Genomic DNA, 18962 nt, shown 5'->3' with positions numbered 1-18962 from the left:
TGGCAAAGATTGTAGATAGAGAAAAGAGTTGAAACACGGTATGAATGCACGTAAGCAATTATGGATAGCAGTTATATGTATGACTTTTGTTGTAATTCTAGGAACGATAGGATTTATGACGATTGAAGAGATTAGTTTGTTTCAAGCATTTTGGATGACAATGATTACTGTATTGACTGTTGGATACGGAGATGCTGTTCCTGTAACGCAAGCGGGGAAAGTATTTGCGCTTCTTATTATTCCTGTTGGCGTAGGTATTGTTACGTATGCAATTGGGGTAGTGGCAGCTATGATTATTGAAGGGAATTTATTTCATGCAGTACGGAGGAAGAAGATGGATAAACAAATAGCGCAGTTGAAAAATCATATTATAGTATGTGGTTGCGGTAGAGTGGGGCTTCAAGTTGTACATGAATTGCAAGAAAAGAATATTCCATTTGTCGTTGTTGATAAAGATGAAAGTATATTGGAGCAGGAAAAGCTTTTATTTGTACATGGAGATGCAACGGAAGATCAAGTATTACATAATGCCGGAATTTTAAAAGCAGCTGGTTTAGTTGCTATTGTTGCAAATGATGCCGAAAATGTATTTATTACATTAACAGCAAGAGGGTTAAACGATACGATTAAAATTGTGGCGAGATCTGAAAAGCCAGAAACTGAAGAGAAATTAAGGCGTGCCGGTGCAAATAAGGTTATTAATCCATCTAGTATGGCGGGTATTCATATCGCAAAAGGTATTGCAAATCCATTAACCGTTCATTATATTGATACAGTGTTGTATGGAATAGAACAGTCATTTGTCATTGAAGAAATTCTAGTTGGAAAAGATTCAATATTAGTTGGTAAATCGTTACTAGAGAGTAATGTAAGGAATCAGTTTGATGTAACAATATTAGCGATTTCAAGAAATGGGGATATTATACATAATCCAGCAGGGCAGGAAAAATTGAAAGAACGTGATATGATAATAGTATTTGGTTCAGTAGAGAAATTGGGGCAATTCGAGAAAGAATTACAAAGTACGAGGTGAGAAGGAATGCAAATATCTAGCGACAAGATTTTAAATAAAATGGCGAATGAAATTGCGAAGGCAAAAAGTAGTGAAGGACAAAAGTCAAAAGAACATTTATTAGTTGTGCGTGCTTTATGTGACTTATTATTAGATGAACAAGTTGAAACATCTACATATAGAGAACCGCAAATTCCATCGCAAGTAATTGGATCACAACCAGTAACAACTATGCAACCAATTGCACCTGTTTCTGGGGAGCCAGTATATATAAAAGAAAGTGATGCAAACGGTAATTCTTTATTTGATTTTTAGAAGATAAATCGTTTGGCTTATATGCAAAAATTGCTTATGATAAAGGTAAAAAAGGGGAATTAAGATGAAAATTTTCTTTTTACTAGGTTGTATTGCAGCGGGGCTATCTGTTGCATTAGGGGCCTTTGGAGCACACGGTTTAGAAAATAAAATTTCTGCAAAAATGTTAGAAGTGTGGAAAACAGGCGTTACATATCAAATGTTTCATGCAGGTGGACTATTCGTAGTTGCTTTATTGATGGATAAGGTTCAATCATCACTTTTAACTACTGCTGGTTGGCTAATGGTAGCTGGAATTATTATGTTCTCAGGTAGTTTGTATGCATTAAGTACGACAGGTATTAAGTTCTTTGGTCCAATTACACCTCTTGGTGGTGTAGCGTTTATTGTGGCGTGGATCCTAGTAGGGACTGCAGTTGTAAAAGGATTATAAAAAAACAAAAGCTGGCATTTGCCAGCTTTTTTTATGGTCTTGGAGTATAAGTTGCTTGTTGACTAGGTAAATACGTAATTTCTTCTGGAAATTCTACGTAATCTAAGTAGATCATTAGTAGTAAATAGCGTTTTCCTGATTGCGGTTCACTAATAACGATATGGTCACGGCCAGCTGCTTCAATAATACCTGTATAAGATTGTGTGCCAAGGGAACTGCCACGTTCATAGGTCATTACAACCGTAGCTTGCTTACCTTTGTTTAAACGAAGGATATTTTCAATATAGGATTGCTCTAGAGGTAACATGCCTTGAGAAATTGCATATTGAGCTTGCGCAGCTTGAGCTGTTTGTTGTTGCATCGCTTGCTGCTGTTGTTGAGTCATTTGTTGCGGTTGTACATAAGTTCCAGATGGTTGATAAAAACCTGTTCCATAGTATGGATTTTGTTGCTGTGCCATTCAAAAATCCCTCCTCATTTTTATTCCTTAATATACGCTAGGGCAGTCTCCAGCAGATGGCTGGAAGAAGCAGTGCTTTTTAAAGCGACCAGAGTTTTGTTGGTTATACCAAGTTGGTGGACAAGGACCTTCAGGTCTAAAGAACCATAAGGCAAAGTTGGCAGGCCAAAAACGTTGCCCTTGAATGGTCCGTCTCGCTAGGGCAATATCTTGTTCGCGTGCCCGTTGATAAAAATATCCTTTTTGCGTTGCTTCAAAACCGCCGGGGTTTTGATAAACCATTTGACGTAAATTACGAATGCTTTTAAAGTCTAAACAATTTCCGCGGACACGATTTACCCCAACGTTTCCGACCATTAACATTCCTTGTTGCCCTTCTCCTTCGGCTTCAGCACGCATCAGTCTAGCCAACAACTTTACATCTTCTTCGTTATAAGCAATAACGCCCATTATGTGTCACCTCTCTTTTTGTAATACCTTTTGGAAAGAGGTTTATCCCGCATTAACGGGCAGTAAGACTCCTGCCCTAAAATTTGGTTGAAGTAAAGAAATTAGATGGGAGATCAAACTGCCCGTAAACGCCCGATTGGTTCAACTAATAATCAGCGGGGGATTCCCCCACTGATTAAAGTTTTACTTTATCTCTAGATGAAGTGTGTAACAATTACTAGTTCATACGTATGAGGAAAAGGACTCAGATATGACAACCAAACAAAGTTTTACATTGAGAGTGGAAAATAAAAAAAGCTAGCGTGAGCCAGCTTTTTTATTAAAAAACTCTAGACCATAAGTTTGAGAAGAAATCACCAATAGAGCGCATTGTTAACACAAACCAATTTGCTTTTTCAACTTCCTCTGTCGTTTTTGCAGTAACTTTCATACTTTTACTACCGTCTAAGAAACCATATTTATCAGTTGATTCTAAAGTAATTGAGCCTACTTTGGTATCTTTCTTAATAGGTGCAACTAAATGTCCATCTTCAGAAAGAGATTTATCTAATTCAGTTCCAATTTTATAAGGCTCTTTGCTACCTTTTTTCGCAATTACTGTTATTTCTTTTTCGGGTGCAACAGTTACTTGGTCTTCTTTCCCTTTTACTACAGAGATTGTATTGTTTTTATTAACTTTTAGTTTTTGTTTTTCAAAGTTATTAAATCCATATTCGATTAATTCACGAGATTCCGTGAAACGTTCATCCATTGATTTTGTTTTAATAATAACCGAGATAAGACGTACATCACCACGTTTAGCAGTAATGGTAAATCCGTATCCAGCTGTATCAGAACTTCCGGTTTTTAAACCATCAGTACCTTCATAAGCGAAAGCAGCTCCTGGTAACATCCAATTCCAGTTTTCCATACGAATTGGTTTTGGGTGATTGTCTGGGAAGTTTCTAAATCTTTGTTTTGTATCCTCTAGCATTTCTGGATACTTTGTAATCATTGCTTTTGAAAGCATACCCATATCACGAGCTGACATAGAGTTTTCTGCATTTGGATCAGTACCCTCAGGATGTTTTCCTTTTAAGTCAGCGTTATTTAAGCCAGTAGCGTTTACAAATTTATATTTCTTTAATCCTAGCTTTTTAGCATGTTCATTTGCAAGATTTAAGAAGTTTTTCTCACTTCCTGCAAGAAGTTCTGCTAAAGCAATACTAGATCCATTTGCAGAGAATATAACAATAGAATGATATAATTCTTTTACAGTATATTGACGTCCTTTTTCGAACGGTACATTAGAGAATTCATTATTACGAGAGACTTCATAAGCGTAATCAGAAATATTTACTTTCGTATCCCATGTGATTTTTCCTTCTTTAATTGCTTCTAAAACAGCGTAAACAACAATTAATTTTGACATACTAGCAATAGCTAGCAATTCATCTGGATTTTGCTCGTGAAGTATTTTTCCTGTATCTGCATCAAATAAAAGTGCAGCAGCCGCCTCAATATGTATTTTTTCTTCCGCATGGGATGTTGTTACTCCTAAGGAAGAAATTGACAATACAAGCAATAGTAAAATAGACAAGATTTTTTTCATATAGATTATCACCTTCGCATCGTTATTTAGCATATAGCTCGTATCATTTTAGCATATCTTTACATATAAAAAGGTTACAATTTTACAAGAAATTTGAAAAAATGTTGGTTTTTCTTCAAAAGTGCAGAAAAAAGGAGATTTTTGAGGATAAATATAGAGAAGAATAAAAAAAGGAACGAATTTCGTTCCTTTTCACCATTTATATGTGTAAAAATTTCTCTACTTTTTCGTCTGGTAAAATGTTTCCAACGAAGAATGTTCCAAATTCACCATAACGAGCACTTACTTCATCGAAGCGCATTTCGTATATAAGTTTCTTAAATTGAAGAACATCGTCAGCGAATAATGTTACGCCCCATTCGAAATCGTCGAATCCAACAGATCCTGAAATCACTTGGCGTACTTTACCTGCGTATTGACGACCAATTTTACTATGGCTGTACATCATTTTTTTACGTTCTTCCATAGGAAGCATGTACCAGTTGTCATCACCTTGGCGACGCTTATCCATTGGATAGAAGCAAATATGATTTGCTTTCGGTAATTCAGGATATAAACGAGCTAAAATTTGCGGGTTTTGGTATGGATCCTCATCAGCTGGAAGGTAGTTGCTTAATTCAACAACAGATACGTAAGAATATGCAGGAACCATATATTCAGCTAAAGTTGTTTTATTCAATTCTGTCTCAATTTCATTTAACTCTTCCATTGTTGGACGTAAAATCATAAGCATAATATCAGCTTTTTGGCCAACAACTGTATACATTGCGTGACTACCTTTTTTCGCAGTAGCTACTTCGTTCCATTTTTCAACGACATTTAAAAATTCAGACACTGCTTGTCCGCGTTCGTCGCTAGATAATGTTTTCCATGCAGCCCAATCAATAGAACGTAAATCATGTAAACAATACCAGCCATCTAACGTTGTTGTTGCTTCACTCATTCTATTCACCTCAGTTAATGATAGTTTTACACGTTAACTATAGCATATATAGTTTTAAAATCATCTATATAAAACCTTGGCGCATAAAATTGTCACATTTAAGTGTTTAAGCAAGGTGAATTTAACGGCTGAATTTTATGAAAATATAATCATTTTTATTTTATCTATTTTTTGGGAGCTATAAGTTTAAAATATAGAAGAAAAGCAGTATTCTTAAAGATAGAGTTTTTTTAACATATGTAGGAGGGTTTATTCGTGAGCAACTTATTTACAACAGTAAAAGAAAAAGTTCAAGGAAAAGGCATTTCTATCGTACTTCCTGAAGGAACTGATGAAAGAATTTTAGGCGCTGCAGAGCGTTTAGCAAAAGAAGAGTTAGTAAAACCAATCTTAGTTGGTAATAAGGAAGAAATTAGCGCAAAAGCTGCTAGCATGAATTTAACATTAGCAGGCGTTGATATTTACGACCCAGCTACATACGAAGAAATGGATGCAATGGTAGCATCTTTCGTTGAACGCCGTAAAGGTAAAGCAACTGAAGAAGACGCTCGCAAAATCCTTAAAGACGAAAACTACTTCGGTACAATGCTTGTATACATGGGCAAAGCACACGGTTTAGTAAGTGGTGCAGCTCACTCTACAGCTGATACAGTTCGTCCAGCACTTCAAATTATTAAAACAAAACCAGGCGTTACAAAAACTTCTGGCGTATTCATCATGGTACGTGAAGAGGAGAAATATGTATTCGCTGATTGCGCAATTAACATTGCACCAAACAGCCAAGATTTAGCTGAAATCGGTATCGAAAGTGCGAAAACTGCTGAGTTATTCGGCATTGATCCACGCGTTGCTATGTTAAGCTTCTCTACAAAAGGTTCTGCGAAATCTCCAGAAACAGAAAAAGTTGTAGAAGCAACTCGCATTGCAAAAGAAATGGCTCCTGAGTTAACTTTAGATGGAGAATTCCAATTCGATGCTGCATTCGTACCATCTGTAGCTGAGAAAAAAGCTCCAGGTTCTACAATTAAAGGTGATGCTAACGTATTCGTATTCCCAAGCTTAGAAGCTGGTAATATTGGCTACAAAATCGCTCAACGTTTAGGTAACTTCGAAGCAGTAGGACCAATCTTACAAGGCTTAAACATGCCTGTAAATGATCTGTCTCGTGGATGTAACGAAGAAGAAGTGTACAAGTTAGCTTTAATTACAGCAGCTCAAGCACTTTAATTCTATAATGAATTGAAATAAAGACCGTCGCTATAATAGCGACGGTCTTTATTTTTCTAAGCCAAGTGCTTTATTATTACGATCAATAATACGTTGTAAATTCGTCTCATATAAAGGAATCTCATCTATTGTTAATTGAGATGGTGTTAACTTTGGAGCGAATTGCTGCAATGTTTTTAAAAGACGCATCATTAAATCTTGTACTGTAATGGTTTCGCCAAGTAATTCTGAGAGTGAGGCCATCGTACTTGGTACAATTTCAGGGTACGTAAAGCGTGTTTCTTCCCCTTGAATTGCTAGGTTGTAGAAATCACGAACGAGTGCGGCACGCTCAGAGCCACTTCCGGTAGCACAGAGATAAATTTGGACAGCGACACCGCCGCGAATACGACGTTGTGAAATACCAGCGAATTTTTGATCGCGAATACTTAAGTCATAACTACCAGGACAGTAAGAGCCAACAATTTCTTTTGCCTCGATAGTAACGTTGTAATCCTTTAACATCTCCTTAATTAAATGCCACATCGTATCGTATCCAAGATCAATATCGATACCTTTTTCTGTTTCTTGGAATAAAAGTGATACGTTTAAAACACCTTCATCAAGCACGACTGCAAGCCCGCCAGAATTACGAACAATAACATTGAAGTTGTGTTGTTTTAAAAAAGAAATACCTTCTTCTAAATGCGGAAGGCGTGAATCTTGAATGCCAAGGACAATTGTATTGTGATGAACCCAAGAACGCATTGTTGCGGCTGACTTGCCATTTCCAATGCTTGTGCATAATGTGTCATCCATTGCGAATGACTGAAGTGCATGGAATGTTGGTCCCAAACTAGACTGATCTACAATGCGCCACTCTGGCTGAGATAAAATGGAACGGGAATTGCTCATATAACTAACCCCTTATCTTTAAAATGACAATCTCTATTATAGCAAAAAATGAAGAATGGAGTTTTCTCACATATAAAGGGGGAGCTTAAAGGTGAAAGAATAAAAAGGATGCATTACATGCATCCTTTTTATTCTGCAATTTTTTCTAAATTACCGTTTCGGTCCATTCGGAAAGATGTTTGAGAACGTTCTTCGTCATCCATGACTGCCAATTTACGAGCACGGTTCATAATGTTCATAAGTGTTTCGTAATCTTCTTGTACAGTATGAGATTGCTTTTCTAATTTTTCTAGTTTCTTTTCTAGTTCCTCATTCCGAAGGATTTGTGCTTTAATTTCTTGTTTCAATCTCGTATTCTCGTTTTCAAGAGCTGTCACTTTTATATTTGAAGATCCGACTGTTTGTAAAAAATAAATAACATCTTGCATTGTCATAGAGCTTCTTGCAGCAGGAGCAGTAGATTCTTGATATGGAATAGCTTCTTTATATTGTACGATTGATTCTTCTTGTACTAATTCTTCATAATCAGTTATCGAATCTGAAGCTGGTGGTGTATAAAGTAAACGTTTTTTCGCTTGTTCACCGCTTGCAGCACGCATTTTATCTTTACGATGTTTTTTTGCTAGTTGAAGAGCTTGTTCATAGCTATAGCGAACAACAGCATTCCAGCGGAAACCACAAGCAGCAGATGTACGATTTAACTGATCCCCTACTTCCTCAAATGCATTTAATTGCGTACTTCCTTCTCTAACATGACGAAGTACCGTTTCAGCAAGTAATAAATCATCCTCATCTGTCCAAGCATCTTGTCTTACTTTCATAGATTCAACTCCCTTTCTTTTTATGAACTTCCTATTTTTATAATGGGCAAAAAAATAAACTTTTATACAAAGCTTTTAAAAATATGGTAGATTTCGATGAAAGGTAAAAATTTTCCCATGAATGGTGAGCGCTTCTGTAGGAGAGCATATAAATATGTATCATTATGTAGAGAATAGGCTTTGTAGGGAAACTTGCAACGAGCTTCAAAGAGCGGTAAAATACCATTTAGTGTTTATTTTTAAATGTACTTGAGAAAAGTTTAAAATAGAGGAAGTGTTATGTAATGGGAAACGAGTTTCGCGTGTGCGATGACTGTCAGGCAACGAACATTAAAACGTTAGTTCCGAAGTTAAAAAAAGTAGATTCATGTGCAACGATTGAAGTTGGATGTCAGTCTTACTGTGGTCCTGGTCGTAAAAAATCATTCGCATTTGTAAATAACCGTCCAGTTGCGGCTCCAACAGAAGATGAGTTAATCGTGAAAATTGAAGCAAAGTTAAATAAGTAAGAAAAAGAAGAGTGAAAAGATTACTCTTCTTTTTTTATGCCCATAAGAGGAATGATTTATTCTGCGAAAGTACTCTTGTGTGGACGAACATTTTCTAAAGGATGAACATAACTTTTGTATTAAAATACCAATTTGTATAAATTTATATTTCAAAATAATGGTTGACAGTCTTTTAAAGCGATAGGTAGAATAGAAGTGTCTGATTCTGAGAATCATTATCAGGGAAATAACAATTCACCTAATTTTTTTATTACTATTTGAGAATAAATTTCATTTCAATAAATATATGTTGTTGGTTAGGATGGTTGAGGGATGGAAGCGAGCGCAAGCAGTATAGAACAGCAAGAAGAGAATGTTAAAGAGATTAAGAGCAGACCGCTCATCGCTTCTATTATTTTAGTAGCGGGTACAATTTTGTTAGCTTTAAGCATGGCAGTTTCTATTTCTTTTGGGGCTGCAGATATTAGTTTAAAGACTGTATGGCAAGCTGTATTTCAGTTTGATGGGTCTATTACACATCATAACGTAATTCAAGAGCTTCGCATGCCTAGAGCAATAGGGGGCGTAGTTGCAGGTGCCTTTTTAGCGGTATCAGGAGCAATTATGCAAGGTATGACGCGAAATCCACTTGCTTCACCATCGTTAATGGGGATTACAGATGGAGCTGTATTTGGAATTGCAATTATGTATGCATTTTTCCCTAATTCACCTTATTTAATGTTTGTTATCGCATCTTTTATTGGAGCTGCGTTTGGTGCAAGCATTGTATATGGAATTGGATCTTCTTCACCAGGTGGATTAACACCTGTGAAATTAGCTTTAGCAGGTGCAGCTATTAGTGCTTTATTAGGGGCAATTTCATCTGGAATCGCATTGTATTTCAATCTTGCCCAAGAGGTGAGTATGTGGAATGCAGGCGGAGTCGCTGGAGTGAAATGGCAAAGTATTAATATGTTAGTGCCAATTGGCCTTATTTGTCTTTTTATCGCAATTATGATGTCGAGATATATTACAATTTTGAGCTTCGGTGAAGAAATTGCGATTGGACTTGGTCAAAATACGACATTGATTAAATTTATCGGAACAGTACTTGTTCTTGTTTTAACGGGTTCCGCAGTTTCCATGGCAGGATCAGTTGGATTTGTTGGTCTTGTAATTCCGCATATGACTCGTTTCCTCGTAGGCTCGGACTATAGATGGGTTATTCCATGTTCTGCGGTCTTAGGTGGGCTGTTAATTGAATGTGCAGATATGTTATCTCGCGTTATTAACCCGCCATTTGAAACGCCAATTGGAGCAATTACAGCGCTAATTGGGGTTCCATTCTTCCTCTACTTAGCACGTAATGAAGGGAGAGGAAAGATGTGAGGACGAGTGTCTTAACAAAAAAGAACATTTCTATATTAACGATTTTAGTAGGACTAATCGTTTCTATATTTCTTATTAGTTTAAATACAGGAACTTTTAAAATCCCGCCAATGGACGTATTAAAGTCATTGGTTGGACTAGGGGCTGAAGATCAGTCTGTTATTTTATTTGAATTCCGTATGCCGCGTATGGTAATTGCTATACTAGTCGGATCTGCTTTAGCTATGTCAGGCGCGATTTTGCAAGGTTTATCACGAAATCCGCTTGCTGATCCAGGTATTATAGGTATTAATGCTGGAGCGGGATTAACAGTTGTTATATTCGTCTACTTCTTCTTCGGGAAAGTAGGGACTGGTACATTTTTATCTGTATTCATTCTCCCATTCTTCGCACTAGTTGGAGCGATATTAGCAGCGGTAATTATTTATTTACTAGCATGGAAAGACGGCGTTTCATCGACTCGATTAATACTAGTCGGTATTGCCGTTGCAGCTGGATTTGGAGCTGTTAGTTTAATTTTCTCTATGAAGATGACATCTAACGATTTTCGTTTTGCTACGATTTGGCTGGCGGGAAGTCTATGGGGTACAGATTGGAAATTCGTATTAAGTGTACTTCCATGGATGGTTATTTTCTTACCGCTTGCTATAAGTAAAGCACACATATTAAATGTAATGAACCTAGGCGATTCTACAGCAGTTGGCCTTGGTGTAAACGTAGAAAAAGAAAGACGTAAATTATTATTTATTGCAGTTTGTTTAGCGGGGGCATCTGTTGCTGTTGCCGGCGGAATTGGCTTTATCGGTTTAATGGCCCCGCATTTAGCAAGGCGCCTTGTTGGTGGTAAACATCAAATTATGTTGCCCACAGCTGCGCTAATAGGAACGTTTTTACTTTTATTCGCAGACGTAATTTCAAGAAGTGTACTAACAACTTCAGAAATACCAGTCGGTCTTGTTATTTCTGTAATTGGTGCACCGTATTTTATTTATTTACTTATGAGGACAAAATAAAGGGAGGCTTTTCGTATGGCAACTTTAGCGGTGGATGCGGTATCGGTTGGCTATAATGAAGGTTTAATTATTGATGGATTAACAGTTGAAATTCCGGAAGGGAAAATTACAACAATTATTGGACCAAATGGTTGTGGGAAGTCCACATTATTAAAAACGGCGTCTCGTATTTTGAAGGCAAAGCAAGGTACTGTTTATCTTGACGGAAAAGCAATTGAGAAACAGCCAACGAAAGAAATTGCAAAGAAAATGGCGATTTTACCACAAACTGCAGAAGTGCCAACGGGTCTTACTGTATTTGAGCTTGTGTCATATGGAAGATTCCCTCATCAAAAAGGGTTTGGCACGTTGAAAGAAGAGGATTATCGCTACATTAACTGGGCACTTGAAGTGACAGGAATGAAAGAATTTGCGAATCGTCCAGCAGAAGCGCTATCAGGCGGTCAACGTCAACGTGTTTGGATTGCAATGGCTCTTGCACAAGGAACAGAATTACTTGTATTGGATGAACCAACGACGTACTTAGATATGGCTCATCAATTAGAAGTATTAAACTTATTGAAAAAGTTAAATGAAGAAGAAGGTAGAACGATTGTTATGGTTATCCATGACTTAAATCACGCTTCCCGTTTCTCAGATCATATGATTGCATTAAAAGCAGGTAAGTTAATGAAACAAGGAACGCCAGATGAAGTTATGACAAGTGAAACACTTCGTAACGTATTTGAGATTGAAGCTCAAATCGTTCCATGTCCAGTAAACTGTAAGCCAATTTGTTTAACATATGATTTAGCGATGATTAGTAATCAATTGCGTAAAAAAGCATAAGTAGAACCCCCCTCGTGAAGAGGGGGACTTCTAATGGACGTTGAGCTTCTTATATAAGAATGGGAAGTTGAACGCCCGTTAGAATGGGTTATTAACAACAATTAATAAATATATATTAATTAATTGTTATCTTTGTTTCTTATAGTTCGTTGTAACTTATAAGATAAATACAGCTAGAAGGAGTGGGAACATGAAGAATTTTAAAATGGCACTATTAGCAATGGTACTAGTTGTGACTTCTGTACTATTTGCAGCTTGTTCTAACAAAGAAGAAGAAGAAAAGAAATCAGATGCAAAGACTGAAGAGCGCACTGTAAAACATGCAAAAGGGGAAATTAAAATTCCTGCAAACCCAAAGAAAATTGCTGACCTTAGTGGTTCAACAGAAGAATTATTAATTTTCGGTATGAAACCGGTTATTACTGCTAATACATCTCAAGAAAAAATTGATGCACATATTGAAAAGAAACTAAAAGACGTTAAACCAGTTGGTTCTGCTTGGGGCGATAAAATTAACATCGAAGCAGTAGCTGCTGCAAAACCAGATTTAATTCTTGTAAATAATCGTCAAGAAAAGATTTATGATCAATTATCTAAAATTGCACCAACAGTTATGTTAAACACTCCATTAGATCAATGGCGTCCAAAATTTGAAGAAGTAGGTCAAATCTTTGGTAAAGAAAAAGAAACAAAAGAATGGTTCAAAAAGTATGATGAAAAAGCAAGCAAATTACATGACAAAATCGTCGCTAAAACTGGTGAAGCAACATTTATGAAAATGGCTGCATATCCAAATGCTTTCCGTGTATACGGTGACTACGGTTACGGTAGCGTAATCTTTAATGATTTAAAACTACCAGCAGTTAAAGGTACACCAACTGATAAACCGTTAGTACAAGTACAAAAAGAAGCTTTAATTGATTACAACCCAGATTACTTATTCGTGTTTACAACTGGTGACGGTTCTCAGCGCTTGAAAGAATTCCAAGAAGAATCAATTTGGAAAAACATGAACGCTGTTAAAAACAACCACGTATTTACAATTAAAAATGAAGACTTAAACAAAGGTTACTTCCCACTTGGGAAAGATATGATCTTAGACGAAGTTGCTGAATTCGTTTTAGGTAAATAATGTATAAAGGAAATCACTTTTACTTCGGTAAAGGTGATTTTTTCTTTTTATAAAGGGAATTAATACAGTCTTTCATTTCTTTCTGTTTCTCATTTCGTTTATAATATAAAGTAAGAATGTAGTAAAGAAAGGGGGATGTCGGAAAGTGGTATATTTAAACGACAAACTCAGCGAAACAAAAGTGTTTAAAGACCCAGTACATAAATATGTGCACGTGCGTGATCGTGTTATTTGGGATTTAATCGGAACGAAAGAATTTCAACGCTTGCGCCGTATTAAGCAGCTTGGAACGACATTTTTTACATTTCACGGTGCAGAGCATAGTCGCTTTACTCATTCGTTAGGTGTATACGAAATTATTCGTCGTATGATTGATGATGTGTTTGATGGCAGACCAAATTGGAATGCTGAAGATAGATTGTTATGTTTATGTGCGGCATTACTTCATGATGTCGGCCACGGCCCATTTTCTCACTCGTTTGAAAAAGTATTTTCATTAGATCATGAGAAATTTACGCAAAAGATTATCGTTGGCGATACGGAGATTAATGATGTATTAAGTCGTGTTGATAAGGAGTTTCCACAAAAGGTAGCAGATGTAATTGCAAAAACGTCTACTAATAAATTAGCGATTAGTATGATTTCGAGTCAAATTGATGCGGATCGTATGGATTATTTATTAAGAGATGCTTATTTTACAGGCGTAAAGTACGGAAACTTCGATATGGAACGTATACTGCGTGTAATGCGTCCGTATGGGAATCAAGTAGTCATTAAAAATAGTGGTATGCATGCTGTTGAGCATTACATTATGAGTCGTTATCAAATGTATTGGCAAGTATATTTCCACCCGGTAACGCGAAGTGCAGAAGTTATTTTAACGAAGATTTTACACCGTGCGAAATCACTGCACGAGAAGTATTATACATTTAAAAATCATCCTGTTCATTTCTATTCTTTATTTGAAGAAGAAGTAACAGTAGAGGATTATTTAAAGTTAGACGAGAACGTTATGTATTACTACTTCCAAGTATGGCAGGAAGAAGAAGATCCAATTTTAAGCGATTTATGCCGCCGTTTTATGAATCGAAATCTATTTAAATATGTAGAGTTTACAGATAAACACGGTTTAGATAATTGGATGGAATTAAGTAGTTTATTTAAAAAGATTGGACTTGATCCGGAGTATTATTTAGTAGTTGATTCAACATCAGACTTACCGTATGACTTTTATCGTGCAGGAGAAGAAGAAGAGCGTCTACCAATCCTACTTCTTATGCCAAACGGAGAGCTTAGAGAGCTTTCACGTGAGTCGGATATTGTTGAGGCGATTACAGGTAAGAAAAGAACGGATCAAAAGCTATTCTATCCACATGATTTAATCTATGAAGATGGAAGAAAAGGAAAATATAAAGAGAGAATTATTGAGTTGTTAGAAGGAAAGAAATAAGAAGCAGCTAATGGCTGCCTCTTATGAAAAAACTTGAAATTATTTGTCGCTTAAGCGTTTTCCGCCAACTGCATAATGGTTTTTAGACATTTCTTCGATGAAAACAACGATGTTTTCTTCAGGAGCACCTGTTGTTTCGCTTACTGCTGCTGTTACTTTCTCAGCAAGAGCTTTCTTTTGTTCTTCTGTGCGTCCTTCTAGCATTTTCACTGTTACGTATGGCATGTACAATCGCTCCTTTTATGTAAGTTACACTCTTATTATAGCGGATTATGGGGAAGAACAATCGAAAAAACAAATAATTTCTTTTTTTGACATATGGAAGAGGAGATGAAGTATGGATCAGTTATTTAGATATCCATTGCACGAAATTCCGTTAGTAGCAATGGCAATTATTATTGCACTATCCGTTCATGAATTTGCACATGCATATGTTGCATATAAATTTGGGGACGATACAGCAAAGAGACAAGGGCGTTTAACGTTATCACCGATGGCCCATTTAGACCCTATCGGTTTGATTGCAGTATTAATTCTTGGATTCGGTTGGGCAAGACCAGTTCCTGTTAATCCATATAACTTTAAAAGACCGCGTCTGGCAGGTATATTAGTGTCAATTGCAGGGCCGATTAGTAACTTAATTTTAAGTGCAATTGGTTTAATTATTTGGTATAGCTTATTAAAATTTGGTGTATTATACTCAATTCCATCTGCAGTGGCAGATACGTTAGCTCAATTTTTCCAGATTTTTATTATGCTGAATATCGTTTTACTTGTATTTAACTTATTACCAATCCCGCCACTTGATGGGTATCGCGTAGTGGAAGATTTAGCGCCAGCAAATATTCGCGCGAAAATGACACAGTATGAAAAATACGGGGCAATTGCGTTATTAATTCTCGTTATTACACCGCTTAGTAATTACACAATTCAACCTATTTTCCAGGTAGTTATTCCGCATGTATTTGTATTTTTAGACAGCATCATTGCGCCTATTTTTGGCCTTTTATAATTTTTAAGTGAGGAGGATTTTACATATGACAGAGAAAAAGAAAAAAATCGGTTTTAATATCGTGAAAAATGATTCAACAGATGGACATGGTGGATTTGGTGTTGGAGCATTAAGCTTAGAAAACATTTCACCCGTATTTGTTGATGTACTAGAGAAGACTGCATTCGTTGATATCGGTGCGATGCATGCGCGTAGTACAGTAGAAAAAGGTATTAAGTTTTTAACAAATAAAGATGAAGTTCCAAATGGAAAACCATTTTGGCTTGTTTGGGTAACAATTGAAAGAACTGCGACAGGTGCGTATTACGCAGGTGTAACAGCTTGTGAAATGACAGTTGACCGTGAGATTCGCCGCGGATATAAATCACTTCCAGAACACGTAAATAAAATGGATAAATCATTGAAGCGTCACATTATGGTTGACCATATGGATGAATCATCTAAAAAGGTACTTGGTACGTTCTTGAAAGAACATAATGAAGCGATTTGGAACGAATCTAGTGAAGAATTGCGCCGTGCATTATTAAGTGAATAAAAAATAGCTGACGGATGCCCGTCAGCTATTTTTTTTACCAAGGAAGATATTTTTTCCACCAACTTGTTTTTTTCTTTTCTTCAGTCGTTTTTTCAAATTCTTCTTTATCATCGACGTGATCCATACAATATTCAGTCGGTTCGGTACCTTTAGCGAAATACATTTTCACAGAAATAGGACAATTTTTTGTAGCAATTTTACCGTTCTCTGGATTGATATTAACCGCTACGACGTCACTTGGTTGTTTAAATTCTTTTTTAGGCTGTCCATCTAAGCCCTTCTCCATCGTATCAGTCCATATTTTCTTCGCATACCCCTGTTCTGCTACGTTTGAAATAGATTTAGGTTGATCATATCCGACCCATACCCCTGTTACGATTTGCGGAGTAAATCCGATCATCCAACTATCCGTTTCAGTAGAACCAGATTTGCCGGCATATGTTCTTGATAGTTTGGATAACATCGATTGGCCAGTTACAGCAGCATAACTGCTTAGTTTCTTATTAAACATACCAGTCATCATTTCTTCCATTACAAACGCTTTACTCTTGTCGAGAACTTGTTTACTCTCTAAATGAGCATCGTATAATATATTTCCTTCATGATCCATAATGCGGCGAATAAAAGTAGGTTTTACTTCTTTTCCACCGTTTGCGAACATGCTATAAGCGTTAACCATTTCAATTGGTTTTACTGGTGATGTACCGAGAGCTAGAGAAGGCACATCTTTTAATGCACTTTTAATTCCAAATTGTTTCGCTGTTTTTGCTAGCGTGTCATCTCCTAAAAACAAATTCGTTTTCACAGCATAAATGTTATCAGAGACTGCGAGAGCTTGTGCCATCGTTACGAAATCATCGGCATAATAATCTTTATAGTTCTTCGGTTTATACTTTGAAACGCCGTCACCTAAGGTGAATACAGTATATTCGCTTTTTAAGCGCGTAGCAGGCGTGAATCCTCGTTCTAATGCCGCATAATATAGAAATGGCTTAAATGTAGAACCAGGCTGACGAATGGCCTGTGTAGCCCTGTTAAATTGACTCGTAGTATAATCGGTTCCGCCAACAAGAGCAGCCACTTCACCTGTCGTTGGATTCATAGAGACGAGAGCAGTTTGTATGTTTGTTGTGTCAGGTATATGATCCTTTACAGCTTGTTCTGCTACAGCTTGTAGTTTAGGGTCTAGCGTTGTATAAATTCGTAAGCCACCTCGTTGTAAAGCTTGTTCGTCTAATCCAACATCACGAAGAAGCGAAGCTTGTACAGCATCTTGGAAATATGGTGCGACCTCTGCTACTTTTTTCGTATCTAATGAGGCAAAAGTTAGTGTCTCTTTCTTCGCTAAGGTTGCTTGTTGCTTCGTAATATATCCTTGCTTCACCATTTCATCTAATATGAGAGCTTGTCGTCCTTTAGCGCGATCCTCTTTCAAAAAGGGAGAATAGACACTTGGCCCTTTCGGGATACCTGCCAGCATACTAGCTTCTGCTAATGTTAACTCTTTTGCCGTTTTATCGAAATATAGACGGGACGCAGCTTCGATGCCATAAGCGCCATGTCCGTAATAAATTGTATTTAAATATCCTTCTAAAATATGATTTTTATTATAGTTTACTTCAAGGCGGATAGTGTACATTGCCTCTAATAATTTTCGTTTCCACGTTTTATCATGATCTAAATACAGATTACGCGCGTATTGTTGTGTAATTGTACTAGCTCCTTGTACCTTTGCCATCGCTTTTAAATCAGCAACAATTGCACCTGCAATCCGTTTCACATCGAAGCCGTGATGTTTATAAAATCTTTGATCTTCAATAGAAAGGGTCGCTTCTTTTACATAAGGTGAAATTTCATTAAGAGAGACATTGTAACGTTTTTGAATTTCGTTACTTTGTCCAATAACAGTATCATCGTTTGCGTAAAAGACGCTTGTTTGCGGGACCGCAACAGGAGGAGGTCCCATAATTTTTGCAACTATAATAATAACAAAAAAAGAAAAAACGAAGAAAAGGACGCACGAAAACATTGCGGTGAAGAAAAGACGTTTATATTTTTTAAGTTTTGGATTCATAGTCTGATCCATCTTTTTTCAGCCCCTCATTAATACAAGCGTTATTGTATTAGTATTGAGGGTTTTCGTTTATTTTAAACAATGAAATTTCGAAAATAAAAAGCTCCTTCCATTAAGAAAGGAGCTCAAAGGCACGTGCTGGCCAATCGGTAATGATGACATCTACACCATAATCAATCATAGTTTGTAAATCTTTGTATTCGTTAATTGTATATGGACGGAAAACATATCCTTGCTCTTGTGCTAACTGCACAAATTCTTTCGTTAATAACTGGAAGTTTGGATGTAATCCACTTGCTTCTCTATGTTTCGCTTCGGAAATTGGATCAGCAAGTGGTGTATCATATAAAATTGCTCTTGGGATTTCAGGAGCAATTTCTGCTAATAATGAAACAGAGTCATGGTTAAATGATGAAAATACAATTTGATTAGAAAGATGATATTCACGCACAAGTGCAACAGCTTTTTCCTCAATATTTGGGTAATGAATAACATCTGTCTTTAATTCAATATTTAGTTGTAAGTTCGTTGTGGAAAGCCAAATGAAAACCTCACGTAACGTTGGGATTTTTGCTTCATGGAAAGAAGGGTCTTTATAGCTACCAGCGTCCAATAATTGTAGTTCCTCTACCGTTTTTTCAGAAACAAGTCCAACGCCATTTGTTGTACGATCGACGGTTTCATCGTGAATTACGACAAGTTCACCATCTTTTGATAAGTGGACATCGAGTTCAATTCCGTGAGCACCAATGCGTTCTGCTTCTTGGAAGGCAATCATCGTATTTTCGGGATGTGTTCCTTTTACTCCGCGGTGAGCGAAAATAAGTGGTTTACTCATGTGAAATTCTCCTTATTATCTCTTTTCTTTTATTATGAAACTGCTTTAGGGAAAATA

At 36.7% G+C, this 18962-nt stretch carries 21 protein-coding genes; 12 read left to right on the top strand and 9 right to left on the bottom strand.

All coding sequences use genetic code 11. The features are described from left to right. Window positions 1-40 precede the first annotated feature (40 nt). From MHH55_RS27700 to MHH55_RS27690, 3 genes are all read left to right on the top strand, one after another. On the top strand, window positions 41-1033 hold the full coding sequence (locus tag MHH55_RS27700) for a potassium channel family protein (RefSeq protein WP_000993980.1): 993 nt from the start codon (window positions 41-43) through the stop codon (window positions 1031-1033). A 6-nt stretch (window positions 1034-1039) separates the two neighbouring features. Beyond that, window positions 1040-1327, top strand: coding sequence for a YwdI family protein (locus MHH55_RS27695; protein WP_001167352.1), 288 nt, complete (start codon window positions 1040-1042; stop codon window positions 1325-1327). 64 nt (window positions 1328-1391) lie between these two features. Then, window positions 1392-1760, top strand: a complete 369-nt coding sequence (locus tag MHH55_RS27690; RefSeq protein WP_000688315.1) for a DUF423 domain-containing protein — start codon at window positions 1392-1394, stop codon at window positions 1758-1760. A 31-nt stretch (window positions 1761-1791) separates the two neighbouring features. Here the strand turns inward: MHH55_RS27690 and gerQ are convergent, their stop codons facing one another. The 4 genes from gerQ to hemQ all read right to left on the bottom strand — a co-directional run bounded on the left by gerQ (window position 1792) and on the right by hemQ (window position 5204). Then, window positions 1792-2220 carry a spore coat protein GerQ gene (gene gerQ / locus MHH55_RS27685; RefSeq protein ID WP_000068652.1) on the bottom strand — a complete coding sequence of 143 codons (429 nt, stop codon included), beginning with the start codon at window positions 2218-2220 and terminating at the stop codon, window positions 1792-1794. A gap of 27 nt (window positions 2221-2247) precedes the next feature. Beyond that, window positions 2248-2670, bottom strand: a complete 423-nt coding sequence (cwlJ, locus tag MHH55_RS27680; protein ID WP_000538168.1) for a cell wall hydrolase CwlJ — start codon at window positions 2668-2670, stop codon at window positions 2248-2250. A gap of 319 nt (window positions 2671-2989) precedes the next feature. Next, the gene (locus MHH55_RS27675; RefSeq protein WP_000722871.1) at window positions 2990-4261 is read right to left on the bottom strand and encodes a serine hydrolase; all 1272 of its coding nucleotides are present in this window, start codon (window positions 4259-4261) and stop codon (window positions 2990-2992) included. Between the two features lie 199 nt (window positions 4262-4460). Beyond that, complete coding sequence (gene hemQ, locus MHH55_RS27670) at window positions 4461-5204, bottom strand: hydrogen peroxide-dependent heme synthase (RefSeq protein ID WP_001287595.1); 744 nt, start codon at window positions 5202-5204, stop codon at window positions 4461-4463. 255 nt (window positions 5205-5459) lie between these two features. Between hemQ and pta the strand changes: the two genes are divergently transcribed. Beyond that, a complete protein-coding gene (pta, locus tag MHH55_RS27665; RefSeq protein ID WP_000067215.1) occupies window positions 5460-6431 on the top strand; it encodes a phosphate acetyltransferase in 972 nt (323 codons plus the stop codon). 48 nt (window positions 6432-6479) lie between these two features. Here the strand turns inward: pta and MHH55_RS27660 are convergent, their stop codons facing one another. Both MHH55_RS27660 and MHH55_RS27655 read right to left on the bottom strand, forming a co-directional pair. After that, complete coding sequence (locus MHH55_RS27660) at window positions 6480-7325, bottom strand: lipoate--protein ligase family protein (RefSeq protein WP_000071944.1); 846 nt, start codon at window positions 7323-7325, stop codon at window positions 6480-6482. 128 nt (window positions 7326-7453) lie between these two features. After that, a complete protein-coding gene (locus MHH55_RS27655) occupies window positions 7454-8146 on the bottom strand; it encodes an RsfA family transcriptional regulator (protein WP_000868358.1) in 693 nt (230 codons plus the stop codon). A gap of 284 nt (window positions 8147-8430) precedes the next feature. Here MHH55_RS27655 and MHH55_RS27650 point away from each other — a divergent pair, with 284 nt between their 5' ends. From MHH55_RS27650 to MHH55_RS27625, 6 genes are all read left to right on the top strand, one after another. Then, a complete protein-coding gene (locus MHH55_RS27650; RefSeq protein ID WP_000526071.1) occupies window positions 8431-8655 on the top strand; it encodes a DUF1450 domain-containing protein in 225 nt (74 codons plus the stop codon). Between the two features lie 312 nt (window positions 8656-8967). After that, window positions 8968-10023, top strand: coding sequence for a FecCD family ABC transporter permease (locus MHH55_RS27645; protein WP_000388293.1), 1056 nt, complete (start codon window positions 8968-8970; stop codon window positions 10021-10023). Then, entirely contained in the window at window positions 10020-11036 is a 1017-nt protein-coding gene (locus MHH55_RS27640; RefSeq protein WP_001260757.1) for a FecCD family ABC transporter permease, read from the top strand. Before MHH55_RS27645 ends, MHH55_RS27640 begins: the two co-directional genes overlap by 4 nt. A gap of 15 nt (window positions 11037-11051) precedes the next feature. Beyond that, window positions 11052-11864 (top strand): ABC transporter ATP-binding protein, encoded by an 813-nt coding sequence (locus MHH55_RS27635; protein WP_000212068.1) that lies wholly within the window; start codon window positions 11052-11054, stop codon window positions 11862-11864. Between the two features lie 190 nt (window positions 11865-12054). Continuing rightward, the gene (locus tag MHH55_RS27630) at window positions 12055-12996 is read left to right on the top strand and encodes an ABC transporter substrate-binding protein (protein ID WP_000787717.1); all 942 of its coding nucleotides are present in this window, start codon (window positions 12055-12057) and stop codon (window positions 12994-12996) included. Window positions 12997-13141: 145 nt separating this feature from the next. After that, a complete protein-coding gene (locus tag MHH55_RS27625) occupies window positions 13142-14446 on the top strand; it encodes an HD domain-containing protein (RefSeq protein WP_000262730.1) in 1305 nt (434 codons plus the stop codon). Window positions 14447-14485: 39 nt separating this feature from the next. Here MHH55_RS27625 and MHH55_RS27620 read toward each other — a convergent pair whose 3' ends face one another. Then, window positions 14486-14671 (bottom strand): 2-hydroxymuconate tautomerase, encoded by a 186-nt coding sequence (locus MHH55_RS27620; protein ID WP_001147171.1) that lies wholly within the window; start codon window positions 14669-14671, stop codon window positions 14486-14488. Between the two features lie 112 nt (window positions 14672-14783). On the opposite strand from MHH55_RS27620, the gene MHH55_RS27615 reads away from it, so the two are divergent. Together MHH55_RS27615 and MHH55_RS27610 are read left to right on the top strand one after the other, a co-directional pair. Further along, window positions 14784-15458 carry a site-2 protease family protein gene (locus MHH55_RS27615; protein WP_000372445.1) on the top strand — a complete coding sequence of 225 codons (675 nt, stop codon included), beginning with the start codon at window positions 14784-14786 and terminating at the stop codon, window positions 15456-15458. Window positions 15459-15483: 25 nt separating this feature from the next. Next, window positions 15484-15993 (top strand): YwhD family protein, encoded by a 510-nt coding sequence (locus MHH55_RS27610; RefSeq protein ID WP_000136678.1) that lies wholly within the window; start codon window positions 15484-15486, stop codon window positions 15991-15993. 34 nt (window positions 15994-16027) lie between these two features. Here the strand turns inward: MHH55_RS27610 and MHH55_RS27605 are convergent, their stop codons facing one another. Then, complete coding sequence (locus tag MHH55_RS27605; RefSeq protein ID WP_000372959.1) at window positions 16028-18079, bottom strand: transglycosylase domain-containing protein; 2052 nt, start codon at window positions 18077-18079, stop codon at window positions 16028-16030. 100 nt (window positions 18080-18179) lie between these two features. Then, window positions 18180-18905, bottom strand: a complete 726-nt coding sequence (locus tag MHH55_RS27600) for a glycerophosphodiester phosphodiesterase (RefSeq protein WP_017656744.1) — start codon at window positions 18903-18905, stop codon at window positions 18180-18182. Window positions 18906-18962: the final 57 nt, after the last annotated feature.

Origin of the sequence: Bacillus sp. FSL K6-2944 (assembly GCF_038005385.1) — a bacterium.
In the GTDB taxonomy this organism is placed as follows: Bacteria; Bacillota; Bacilli; order Bacillales; family Bacillaceae_G; genus Bacillus_A; species Bacillus_A cereus.
The sequence above is the reverse complement of the archived record's forward strand: the minus strand, read 5'-3'. Positions and strand labels throughout refer to the sequence as shown.